Below are 12,161 nucleotides of genomic sequence, written 5' to 3'. Positions count from 1 at the left end.
TAACCACGAACTGCTGGCTATGGGCCTGTAAAGCACAAAAAACTAATGGCTAATGAAGCATTGAACTAATAAACTAACCAAATGAGCGAGAAAAAGCATACTACTACTTCGGGGATTGAAATAAGAGCCTTATATACAGAAGCGAAGCCCATGAAAGAGCTGCCTGGTGAATTTCCTTTTACCAGGGGAATCCAAAAAGATATGTACCGTGGGCGCTTATGGACGATGCGGCAGTATGCTGGTTTCTCGACCGCTGAAGAATCAAACAAACGTTATCATTATTTATTGGCGCAGGGAACAACTGGTTTGTCTGTTGCTTTTGATCTTCCCACGCAAATTGGTTTCGACTCTGATCATGAAATGGCTGAAGGAGAGGTGGGCAAAGTTGGAGTGGCTATTGATTCATTAAAGGATCTTGAAATTTTATTTGATGGTATCGAGCTGAAAGACATCACGACCTCAATGACGATCAATGCAACGGCTTCAATTTTATTGGCCATGTACATTGCGCTGGCTAAAAAACAAGGGGCAGATTTAAAGCAGATTTCGGGTACAATACAGAACGACATCCTTAAAGAGTATGCAGCAAGGGGAACATATATCTATCCGCCAAAGCCATCGATGCGTTTGATTACTGATATTTTTGAGTTTTGCAGTAACGAAGTACCAAAATGGAATACCATTTCTATATCTGGCTATCATATCCGTGAAGCTGGATCTACCGCGGTGCAGGAACTTGCTTTTACATTGGCCAATGGCAAAGCTTATTTAAAAGCTGCTTTAGATAAAGGTTTAGATATTAACATCTTTGCGAAACGTTTGTCATTCTTCTTCAACTGCCACAATAATTTCTTTGAAGAAATAGCCAAGTTTAGGGCCGCAAGGCGCATGTGGGCAAAAATTACCAAAGATCTGGGCGCGACAGATGAAAAGGCCCAGATGTTGAGGTTTCACACCCAAACCGGAGGTTCAACCTTAACTGCGCAACAACCATTAAACAATGTAATCAGGGTTAGCAACCAGGCCATGGCTGCGGTTTTAGGCGGGACCCAATCCTTACATACCAACGGTTATGACGAAGCATTGTCACTACCAACAGAATCGGCGGCGAAAATTGCTTTACGCACTCAGCAAATCATTGCCTTTGAAAGCGGGGTTACCGATACGGTAGATCCGTTAGCAGGCTCATTTTTTGTAGAAAGCCTAACCGATGAGGTAGAAGCTGCAGCCTGGGCTTATATTGATAGGATAGATGCTATGGGAGGATCAGTTAATGCCATTGAAAATGATTATATGCAAAATGAAATTGCCGGTGCTGCGTATCAATATCAAAAGGAAATTGAAAACGGCGAAAGGATTTCTGTCGGCGTAAATAAGTTTACCCAGGAGGAAGAAGGTTTTACCGAAGTGTTTAATATAGATGATTCCATCCGCAAGCTGCAATCTGAAAAGCTGGATCATTTAAAATCAACCCGAGATCAGCTTGCGGTTGAGCAAGCATTACAGCAATTAAAAGAAGCGGCCAAAGGCGAAACGAACCTGATGCCATTGATCATTGACGCCGTTGAGAAATATGCTACACTTGGAGAAATTGCAGATGTATTTAGAGTCGCTTTCGGCGTTTATTAACTGAATATTTAACGCATTGGTGTTCCTTTGCTTTGAAAGTAAATTTTAAAGTGTTCTGCTTTGATAAACAATCGCAGCGTAGCAAAAATTTTCGTTCTTCGATAATGAAAATATCAGCACTAAACTGTCGTAAAATTAATTCAGTGATAAAACGCCGGGAGATATATTATGCCATATTTTTAATTCAATATTAATTTATCTAAGCTATGGTTTTGATTCTCAGTTTATTTGAAATCTAAAATGCTAAAACGGTTAAGTGTGGTTAAAAATGGCTTAGATTTTGCTTTTCAGGAGCCGTTCGAAGTGAAGAACGGATATTGGCGATAAATCGTGATTAATGTGGATAACCAGTGTTAATAAATAGTTATCAACATAAAAAATTGAGGTTAACAGGTATACTGTATTACCTATCAATAGGTTACGATTTATTTAAAATTTTTGTTTAAAATGTTGATAATTATGTCAATATTCGTAGTCCCTAAACGGACCATCCCTTTAATTCGAATAGGTACTGTTAACCAATAAATTATAGAAATCGCAATGGAAAAAACTTGTACAGAAGTATGGAAGAACTGTCTTCAAATTATTAAGGATAACATTCCGGGCCAAAGTTTCAAAACTTGGTTCGAGCCGATAACGGCTCTTAAATTGGAAGGCAAGGTTTTAACCATACAGGTGCCAAGTTTGTTCTTTTACGAATGGCTTGAAGAACATTATGTGGGCTTGCTGCGCAAGACCGTAAAGAAACAACTTGGAGAGGATGGCAGGTTGGAATATAACATCGTTGTAGATAAATCATCAAACAGCGGTAATCCTTATACTACCAATATGCCCTCAAATGGAAATGGAGCGGAGGCAAAGGTACAATCGATGCCGATTCCGGTTTCCATTAACAAGGATATTAAAAACCCATTTATTATCCCTGGATTAAAAAAATTAAATGTTGATCCGCAATTAAACGCTAACTATACTTTCGAAAATTATATTGAGGGAGATTGTAATCGCCTGGCGCGTTCTGCAGGTTACGCTGTAGCGGCTAAACCGGGTGGCACGTCTTTTAACCCTTTAATGATTTATGGCGGAGTTGGTTTGGGTAAAACGCATCTGGCACAGGCAATCGGTAATGAGATTAAACGGAGTATGCCAGATAAATTGGTAATTTACGTAAGCTGCGAGAAATTCTGTCAGCAGTTTGTAGATTCCTTAAAAAACAACACCATTAACGATTTCGTTAACTTTTACCAGGCAATGGATGTAATCATTATGGATGATGTGCACAACTTCGCAGGTAAAGAAAAAACACAGGATATTTTCTTCCACATCTTCAACCACTTGCATCAATCGGGCAAACAGGTAATTTTAACTTCTGATAAAGCACCGAAAGATTTAGCCGGTTTGGAAGAACGTTTGTTAAGTCGTTTTAAATGGGGTCTATCTGCTGATCTGCAAATTCCTGATCTGGAGACGCGTATCGCTATTTTAAGGAAGAAAATGTATGCAGATGGTATTGAGTTACCTGGTGAGGTGGTGGAGTATGTTGCGCACAACATTGATAATAATGTGCGTGAATTAGAAGGTGCTATGGTATCTCTTTTGGCACAGGCCACGCTAAATAAAAAAGAAATTGATTTGGCGCTAGCTAAGCAGATGTTGAAAAACTTTATTAAAAATACCTCGAAGGAAATTTCAATGGAGTACATCCAGAAATTGGTTTGCGAGTATTTTGAGGTTCCTGTTGATATGGTGAAATCGCAAACACGTAAACGCGAAATTGTTCAGGCTCGTCAGATTTCAATGTATCTCTCTAAAAGCCATACTAAATCATCATTAAAAACAATTGGTGCTTTCTTTGGTGGACGGGATCACAGTACGGTAATTTATGCCTGCCAAACCGTTGAAGATTTAATCGATACTGATAAGAAGTTCAAAGCTTACGTACACGATATCCAAAAGAAATTGAAAATGAGCTAAACTTTTACGAGCTTATTGCTAATAATAAAAGCAGCCAGACGTTTAGCATCTGGCTGCTTTTTTTACCTGTAATTTTTGAGATGGGAATAAGGGGCCTGTCTCAGATTTTACAAACCCTTGGCTATTTCCTGGAACCCATAAAACAAAGCTGCAACATGTAAGGCCTGAGCTATTTTGTTTTCATTAATCAGTTGCTTTACTTCATCAACAGTATACTCTTCAACATTTAAAATTTCGTGTTCATCTAAATGCTGTTCATGGGTTTTGATACCACCTGTTAAAAAATAGGTAAATGTTCGGTTGTTCGATGTTGCAGGATTGGGATAAAGTTCGACAATAAATTTACAGCTTTTAAAACTGTAACCTGTCTCTTCCAGCAGCTCACGCTTTACTGCAAACTCCGGATCTTCGTCACCATCAATCACGCCACCTGGAACTTCCAGGGAAACTATATCGGCTGCATGGCGGTACTGGCGTACCATAATTATTTTTCCTTCTTCTGTTAACGCAATGGCATTTACCCAATTTGGGTATTCTAAAACGTAATAATCATCCTTTATTACGCCACCCGGAAGTTTCACTTCATCAACGCGCAAGGTAGCCCATTGTTCACGTACTAAATATTTAGAGGCAATTTTCTGCCACTTTTCTATAATCATTTAATTTATGTTGTTTATTTTGTTTGGCGCCATGCGCTGGCGTTTAGCGCAGGTATTGTTGTATTGTTTTCTGACGGTGCAGGTTTACCAAATGTACAATCTTATGTTCATCCGACAGGTATTGATATACAAAATTAAGTTTTGGCGCAACAGTCTGGTTACGCTCTTGACTTATGCCTAACTCATAATATAAAAATTCGCTTAACGAATCAAGTTTTTCGGGAGGAAGATTGCTTGCCACGAGCCAATTTTCAAAAACAGACAGATCTTTATTTTCTAAAATTTCTTTCGGCAATTGAAAACCACTTTCCATAGTTTCTTCGAAAAGTCGATCGGCTTCAGCTAATTTACCCTCTAATTTGAGTCCCATGATGCGGGCTAAAACCTGGGCCAGTTTCTGTATTTCAGCTGTAATTAAATCTCTTCGGTACATGGATGTAAGTTGAAATGTTATTTTGTTGGAAAATTAAAATGTTCTGTAACGCTCAAAACAAAACCTTTTCCAATCTATGGACTATGGACTATGGACTATGGACTATAGACTATGGACTATGGACTATGGACTATGGACTAAAGCTACCAGCTTCCGCTGCTGCCCCCTCCACCAAAACTGCCTCCTCCAAAACCACCGAATCCGCCGCCTCCGCCACCGGAAGAACCGCCTCCCCAGCCACCACTGCTACGGCCACCGCCACTTCCAAATAACATCGCCCAGAAAAGCGCGTTAGATGCTCCTCGTCCGCCGATAACTTCGCTTCCGCCTCCACCACCTTTTCTCATGATGATGATAATCACAATTACAATAATGATAATAATGGCAATGCTACCTGAGCCGCCTTTCTTTGAAGAAGCTTTCGGATTATCATTTTTATATTCTCCTCTGGTATATTTTATAATGGATGTAGTAGCCTCATCTAAGCCTGCATAATAATTTCCTGCTCTAAAATTGGGTTTAATATCATTATCAATAATACGCTTGGCATAAATATCGGGTAAGGCGCCTTCAAGGCCGTAACCGGTTTGTATAGAGATTTTTCGGTCGCCAACTGCCACCACGATCATAATACCATTGTTTTTGCCGCTTTGTCCAACGCCCCATTTTCGGCCCAGTTCTACAGCATACTCATTAATATCATAATCGCCTACCGATTTTAAAATAGCAACAGCAATCTGTGTAGAAGACGAATCGTTAAAGGTTACCAGTTTATTTTCGAGTTCCTGTTTCTGATCGGCCGATAATACATTGGCATAATCGTTAACCAAAGTACCAGGCTTTTCCGGAAAATCCTGCGCAAAAGCAAAAGCAAATAATAAACTGAATAATGATAAAAGGAATATTTTCTTCATCTCTTATTTGTTTTCAAGGTTATCCATAAAAACAATATCGTTCGGTAATTCATTGATATCACCTTTTTGCGGAGGGAAGAACAAGGCTAACTTTTCTCCAGCCAATGCTACACCTGCAATAATACCATCAGCCAGATTACCTTTTGCAAAATGCGCTGTCATGGCAATTTTAGTCGTTTCCCAAAAGTTGTCAGGTACTACTTTGTGAATGCCAACATCGCCGATAATGGCAAATTTATGATCAGCATGTGCCAGATAAATCAGCACGCCATTTCTTTTTGCAGTTTTATCCATATCCAGTTTAGCAAAATATTCGGTGGCTTTTTCGTATGGATCGCCTGCGCAATGTTTATCAATAGCGATTCTAATTTCTCCGGAGGTTGCCCTTTCTGCATCGGAAATCGCATTTGCTATTTTTTCTTGTTCAATATCTGAAAATAACGACATGTACTTATTTTTATATGAAGTAAAAAGGGTAATAAATGTTCAATTCATAAACATTCACTACCCTGGTATTTGGTGTCGGGAATATTAAAATTCTACTTTAGGTGCATCTTTGGCAGAAGCATCAGCCTCAAAATATCCTTTAGGTTTAAATCCGAACATCCCGGCTGTTAAATTGGTAGGGAAAGACCTGATTTTTCCATTGTATTCCTGCACTGCATCATTAAAATCTTTACGGGCAACAGTAATTCTGTTTTCGGTACTCTCTAACTGTGCAGATAAATCGCTGAACTGTTGTGTAGCCCTTAATTCAGGGTAACTTTCAGTAATCGATAATAATTTACCCAGTGCCTGACTCAATTGTCCCTGAGCAGCCTGGTATTTCTGGATATTCTCAGGAGTTAGTTCATCAGCTTTAACCGTCATCTGTGTTGCTTTTGCACGTGCTTCCGTTACTGCAGTTAGTGTTCCCTGCTCAAATTTAGCAGCTCCTTTTACAGTTGCTACCAGGTTCGGAATCAAATCCGCTCTTCGTTGGTACTGGGTTTGCACCGTTCCCCATTTCGATTTAACGTTCTCGTCGAGTTTAACCATGCTGTTATAACCGCATGAACTTAAAGTACTCACCGCAATAACTGCAGCTAAAAATCCAAATATTAATCTTTTCATTTTTATGGTTTTGTCTTTTTAATAGAATTGATTGATGGTCAATTTACGAATTAGATATCAAATTGCATGCCTTTGTTACACTTTGTATGTTTATATGACAGGTTGGCAAGCACTCTGCCCGAACTCGCCTACCGTATTGGCTCTTTTTTAAGAAATTAATATTCAATTTAGCGGTTTTTATCGAGCGATCAATGCTAAAAATTAGACCTGTAGCACGGAAAACCTAAATATTAGCAGAAAATAACCCACCTAAACCAGATCGCAGGATGCCCACGGCCTTTACAGGGGCAGGAGGTAGAGCGGGGAGAAACTGACCTGTGGAATACTGAAACTGCGTTTATGAAAAGGGAAAAATTACGCATTACTCAGCAAATAAATTTCAGGGTGCATTCTGGAAATCAACGAATATTCTTTCCAGATGTTTATCTTTGTACTGTTCAGGATAAAAACCTGACTTATTTATGCAAAAAGACATCGAAATTACTTTGCTCCCTGATCAGGTTGAGCAGACTGAAGTTATTAAACAGAAACTTGCGGCCGGTTTAAAACTTTCTGAAACGAGGATAAAAGGCTATGAAATTCTAAAAAGATCGATTGATGCCCGTTCAAGAAAGGTGATTTTTCGTTTACAGGTAAGGGTTTTTGTAGATGAAGAAGCAGTTCCCGAAGTTTATCACATCAACTATCCCAACGTAAGCGAAGCCAAACCTGTCATTATTATCGGTGCTGGTCCGGCGGGTTTGTTTGCTGCACTGCAATGCATCGAAAATGGATTAAAACCCATTATTGTCGAAAGAGGAAAAGATGTTAAACAGCGGCGTAGAGATTTGGCGGCCATAAATAAGCAGGGTTTGGTTAACACCGAATCTAATTACTGTTATGGCGAAGGTGGTGCCGGAACCTATTCTGACGGTAAGCTATATACACGCTCTAATAAACGTGGCGACATCAATAAAGTACTGCAGGTTTTTGTAAACCATGGGGCAGAAGCCGATATTGCGATCGATGCCCGTCCACATATTGGTACAAATAAACTTCCCCATATCATTACATCTATAAAAGATACGATCTTAAATGCCGGCGGTGAAGTGATGTTCGATAGCAGGATGACTGATATTTTGATCGAATTTGGAAAAGTAAAAGGCGTTGAGATAAATTTTGAAGAAAAGTTGTTCGCTGATGATATTATTTTGGCAACAGGTCATTCTGCAAGAGATGTGTACGAATTATTGAACAGTAAAAATATCCTAATTGAAGCAAAACCATTTGCGTTAGGTGTCCGGATTGAACATCCTCAGGCAATTATTGATTCGGCTCAATACCATTGCGATATCCGCTCTGAATTTTTGCCGCCAGCTTATTACAGTTTGGTTGAGCAGGTTGGTACACGTGGCGTATTTTCTTTTTGCATGTGTCCCGGAGGAATCATTGCACCTTGTTCCACCGGCGAAAATGAGATTGTGGTTAACGGCTGGTCGCCATCTAAACGGAATAATCCCTTCGCCAATTCCGGAACTGTGGTTCAGATCACATTAAACGATGTTCAGGGTTATGATCCGTTGAGAATGTTAAATTTTCAGTCTGAAATCGAAAAAGCCGCTTTTGAAGCCGGCGGCGGTAATTTGGTGGCTCCTGCACAGCGAATGGTCGACTTTGTGAACAATAAATTATCAATCGATCTGCCAAAAAACTCCTATCTGCCTGGTACCAAAAGTTCGATGCTGGATAATATCCTGCCCAATTTCGTATCTGATAGTCTGCGTGCGGCATTGCCCCTGTTTGGAAAAAAAATTAGAGGATATTACACAAACGAAGCCATTCTGGTTGGGGTAGAAAGCAGGACATCCTCACCGGTCAGGATTCCGAGAGATAAAGAAACCTATCAGCATCCTCAGGTAAAAGGTTTATATCCTTGTGCAGAAGGAGCGGGTTATGCCGGTGGGATTGTCTCGGCAGCAATTGATGGAATTAACTGTGCAAATGCAATATTGAGCGCATCTTAACAAACTTTTACCGTGTACCAATTGTTATCCGGGTATGTTTACTATTACGAACGAAATAAAAAAAGCTTTTAATGGCGATGCCTGGCATGGTAACCATGTGATGCAAACGCTCAATAATGTTAATCCAGAAAGCGCGTTTAGCCATTTTGTTCCGGGTGCGCATTCTATTGCTGAAATCGCCCTGCATTTAACCGCATGGACGGAAGAAGTTTCTTCCAGACTGATAGGCAAACCAGCTGCTGAACCTGAAAGGGGTGACTGGCCTGAACCCGAAGAGCGCACAGCCCAGGCCTGGGAACGCATTATTTTTGATTTTAAGATCGCCAACGAAGAGCTGATCCGCCTTTGCGAAAGTTTAAAAGACAGCCAGTGGAATGAGGATGTAAAAAACGAACGAAATCCCGCGCTTGGCACCGGGGTAACCCATGCGGAACTTGTAAGTGGACTGGCACAGCACCATGCCTATCACTCCGGCCAAATTGCTTTATTATCGAAATTTTAGGCTGTGTAATCCTTCATCTCTGTAATCATTTGTTATGAAAAAGACTTTAATTATCGGCGCATCGCCAGATCCATCCAGGTATGCATACAAGGCAGCCCATATGCTCAAGCGTTTCAATCATGACATTGTTAATGTTGGGATAAAGAAAGGGGAAGTAGCAGGTGTTGAAATCGAAAAGCCTGGAGAAATCCATCAGGATATTGATACCATCACCTTATACATCGGTCCGGCTTTGCAGCCACAATACCACGATTATATTTTATCTACAAAACCAAAAAGGGTGATCTTCAATCCGGGTACCGAAAATTATGAATTGGAGAAATTATTAGACTTGCACGGTATAGAACCTGTTGAAGCCTGCACCTTGGTTTTGCTTAGCACAGGGCAATATTAAAATTTATAAACTACACCCCAGTTTACGAAATCGGCCTGGGCAAAATGCATATAGGTTTTGGCCTGTAAACCCAAATGTGGGGTGATGTTGAAAGTTGGGCCAAAGGTCCAATACCAGGTTGCTTTATCCATCAATCTATTGAAATGGATGTATTTACCGATCTGTCCCGCAACGGTTACCCGCCATAGGTTAATGTCAGCACCTATACTGATGCCGGTTCGCCATTGATCATATGAAGTGCCATAGTTTTGAAATGTATTACCATAGTTGTTGGGATCGAAAGTAGTATAATAATAAACTGCATCGGCACCCGCCTTAAGCGACATTACATCATTCAAATAAAAGTTATAACCTGCATATAACCCGCTTTTGTACAGGCTTTTATTTCTGTTCTCAAATACGCCCCTCGCGCCCAAACCTACACTAAGTTCAATCGAATTACGCTGTAAGGTTGTGTAGGTGCTTTTCCTTTCCTCAGTTAATGTTTTTGGATTGTTGAGTTTAAGCCCGATGTAAACATTCCCGGTATTCAATCCGCCATTGGGAACAGTAGCCCCTCCGTTTGATGCATGTAGAAAACCGAAACCAGCCAATAAATCAAAGTACTTACTGACTGCCAGCTCCATACCTAAATCTGCTTTAATGATTTCGTTAACCGCACTTCCCAAAAACCTGTTTTTAGTATTATTATAATAATACTTGTTTGTGTAACCCAGGCCCACACCAGGTGTGAAGTTAAATCTGGCTCTTCCGGTTTTGAATAATTGAAAGTCCATCTGGGCCACTAAGCCATATATTTGCCCAAAGGCATTGGCCGATGTATCTTTTGTGCCTTTCAGTTTACTTAAATTCCTAAAAACAAAGCCAATTCCGTAAGATTTTGCCCCGCTGAATCCAATCCATTTATCACTGTTCTGGCTAATATCCTTAAAATAAGCCGCGTCTAAACCTGTAATCTGATCCTGAAACAAATGTCCCTGATCGTTATTGATATGTGTACCAAATATGGGCTTAAAAATAATAGAACGATTTTCTGGGCCGATCTGAGCCCTGGCAAATGAATAGCCTATGGTGACTAAAATCAACAATAAGAGTAGCTGTTTTTTCATTAGTTTTTACTAAAACGGTAAGCAAGACTATAAAAGGCATAACGATAGCCTTTGGCGCTATGTTGAACCTCGTTTGAAGTAAAGGTAGCGGTATAATTGGCTGTCCAGCGCGCGATGCTAAAAGTTAGGCCCACCTGCGTGGTAAAAACCATGGGCTTCGGCTTGAAGGTAACCGGACCCTTATCGTTCAGGAACAAGCCGCCCTGAAGGCTCGAATCATAGGCTATTGCGTGTAGCTGTGGTGCCACCGAAAGGAAAAGTTCATATTTACGTTTAGCATGATTTTTATGATGATTGCTTATCAAACTGTTAAATGCAGCTGAGCCATCCATTTCATTAAATTTTCCTAATCTGAGTAATGCGCCAACATTTGCTTTCGTTATTACATTGCCCGCAGCTGCCGAAGCAGTTCCTGTAACATCAAATATTTCATTAGGTGTAGCCAGCAGGCGTTTGTTGTATTCAATACCAAGATTAAGCGTGGGTTCGCTATTTAGTCCATATTCCCAGCCGGCAATTTGATTCTGGCCAACGAGTTTATGGTAAGTTTTCTGGAATTCTTCGCCTAGGGCATCCTTTCCTGTTAGGCCAACCTGTGCCGAAACCTTTAAGAGTTGTTTGTTTTGATAGAATCTGCTGTAATTAGCCTCACCATAAAGATAGGCCGTAAAAGGACGGTCGTGCAGGGCCGGGTTCGGAGCAAAACTATAATAAGGATTGTATATTTTCTGTCCCAATTCGAAACCAATAACTTCCTTACTACGTCCGGTTTTAAGGTTGTTGCCATCTAGGGCATGCCTGTATTTAATAAAAAAACCATTAGTGTAATATTTATCGCTCGTAATATCTATGTAAGCGTCATTCTCTGTAATAACCACGAGTTCATTTTTGTAATTCTGGGCCTGGCTAAGCTTTGCCATAAAGATAAAGAGCAGCGGTAAGTATGTTTTAAGCGCAATTTTCATTAATAAGGATGTTTATTACGTGGTAAAAGTATTAATTATTGTTTAATATCCCGATAATTCAATTATTCACTTATTGTGCTATTGTTTATTAGCAAAGCAGGGTCAGTGGTACTATATAAGCATGTTCCCGCTATTTGCTCCAAATCCTCGCTGCGCTGCGGGTTTTCCGCTGCTATCGGGTTTAGGTGGGCAGTTTCTTCCGAAGTTTCAAGTGGTTTGGCGCAGGGGAAACTTCGGAAGTTTAGCGTCAGATCTGCCATCCTGAGCGTAGCCGAAGGATCTTTTTGTCGTCCTGGCTACCGGACCTTATCAGATCCTAGAACTGTTCAAGACGGTGTCAAACAGGCAAAAGGCATAATTGTTTTGGCCTGGCAAAAAATATTTCCCGTTGAAAACCATTTACTTAGGCTGAGATGAACAGCATTTAATAAATATCCTTTGGTGTTTTACGGATTTTTCCTACTTTTGC

The 12,161-nt window shown here is 40.3% G+C and carries 12 protein-coding genes; 5 read left to right on the top strand and 7 right to left on the bottom strand.

Going from position 1 to position 12,161, the window contains the following annotated elements; translation table 11 throughout:
* The first annotated feature begins 81 nt into the window (after window positions 1–81).
* Together BM107_RS19760 and dnaA are read left to right on the top strand one after the other, a co-directional pair.
* Window positions 82–1,629: an acyl-CoA mutase large subunit family protein gene (locus BM107_RS19760; protein ID WP_090986548.1), complete on the top strand. Its 1,548-nt coding sequence runs from the start codon at window positions 82–84 to the stop codon at window positions 1,627–1,629.
* A gap of 540 nt (window positions 1,630–2,169) precedes the next feature.
* Complete coding sequence (gene dnaA / locus BM107_RS19755; protein WP_090502090.1) at window positions 2,170–3,600, top strand: chromosomal replication initiator protein DnaA; 1,431 nt, start codon at window positions 2,170–2,172, stop codon at window positions 3,598–3,600.
* A gap of 107 nt (window positions 3,601–3,707) precedes the next feature.
* Here dnaA and BM107_RS19750 read toward each other — a convergent pair whose 3' ends face one another.
* The 5 genes from BM107_RS19750 to BM107_RS19730 form a co-directional block, all read right to left on the bottom strand.
* Window positions 3,708–4,259 (bottom strand): NUDIX hydrolase, encoded by a 552-nt coding sequence (locus BM107_RS19750; RefSeq protein ID WP_208864427.1) that lies wholly within the window; start codon window positions 4,257–4,259, stop codon window positions 3,708–3,710.
* Window positions 4,260–4,302: 43 nt separating this feature from the next.
* Window positions 4,303–4,692 carry a hypothetical protein gene (locus BM107_RS19745; RefSeq protein ID WP_090986546.1) on the bottom strand — a complete coding sequence of 130 codons (390 nt, stop codon included), beginning with the start codon at window positions 4,690–4,692 and terminating at the stop codon, window positions 4,303–4,305.
* A 143-nt stretch (window positions 4,693–4,835) separates the two neighbouring features.
* A complete protein-coding gene (locus tag BM107_RS19740; RefSeq protein WP_090986544.1) occupies window positions 4,836–5,606 on the bottom strand; it encodes a TPM domain-containing protein in 771 nt (256 codons plus the stop codon).
* Window positions 5,607–5,609: 3 nt separating this feature from the next.
* Window positions 5,610–6,053: a TPM domain-containing protein gene (locus tag BM107_RS19735; RefSeq protein WP_090986542.1), complete on the bottom strand. Its 444-nt coding sequence runs from the start codon at window positions 6,051–6,053 to the stop codon at window positions 5,610–5,612.
* Window positions 6,054–6,137: 84 nt separating this feature from the next.
* Window positions 6,138–6,719: a LemA family protein gene (locus BM107_RS19730; RefSeq protein WP_090986541.1), complete on the bottom strand. Its 582-nt coding sequence runs from the start codon at window positions 6,717–6,719 to the stop codon at window positions 6,138–6,140.
* Window positions 6,720–7,180: 461 nt separating this feature from the next.
* On the opposite strand from BM107_RS19730, the gene BM107_RS19725 reads away from it, so the two are divergent.
* Genes BM107_RS19725 through BM107_RS19715 form a run of 3 tightly spaced genes read left to right on the top strand, consistent with a single transcriptional unit; the run spans window position 7,181 to window position 9,618 of the window.
* Window positions 7,181–8,722 carry an NAD(P)/FAD-dependent oxidoreductase gene (locus BM107_RS19725; protein WP_090986539.1) on the top strand — a complete coding sequence of 514 codons (1,542 nt, stop codon included), beginning with the start codon at window positions 7,181–7,183 and terminating at the stop codon, window positions 8,720–8,722.
* Between the two features lie 34 nt (window positions 8,723–8,756).
* Window positions 8,757–9,224, top strand: a complete 468-nt coding sequence (locus tag BM107_RS19720; protein ID WP_090986537.1) for a DinB family protein — start codon at window positions 8,757–8,759, stop codon at window positions 9,222–9,224.
* 34 nt (window positions 9,225–9,258) lie between these two features.
* Entirely contained in the window at window positions 9,259–9,618 is a 360-nt protein-coding gene (locus BM107_RS19715) for a CoA-binding protein (protein ID WP_090986535.1), read from the top strand.
* Here BM107_RS19715 and BM107_RS19710 read toward each other — a convergent pair.
* Window positions 9,615–10,727 (bottom strand): acyloxyacyl hydrolase, encoded by a 1,113-nt coding sequence (locus BM107_RS19710; RefSeq protein ID WP_090986533.1) that lies wholly within the window; start codon window positions 10,725–10,727, stop codon window positions 9,615–9,617. The genes BM107_RS19715 and BM107_RS19710 overlap by 4 nt on opposite strands.
* On the bottom strand, window positions 10,727–11,692 hold the full coding sequence (locus tag BM107_RS19705; RefSeq protein WP_090986531.1) for a lipid A deacylase LpxR family protein: 966 nt from the start codon (window positions 11,690–11,692) through the stop codon (window positions 10,727–10,729). Before BM107_RS19705 ends, BM107_RS19710 begins: the two co-directional genes overlap by 1 nt.
* Window positions 11,693–12,161 lie beyond the last annotated feature (469 nt).

It is taken from the genome of Pedobacter suwonensis (assembly GCF_900111825.1).
Lineage (GTDB): Bacteria > Bacteroidota > Bacteroidia > Sphingobacteriales > Sphingobacteriaceae > Pedobacter > Pedobacter suwonensis.
This window is presented reverse-complemented; position numbering and strand designations above follow the sequence as displayed.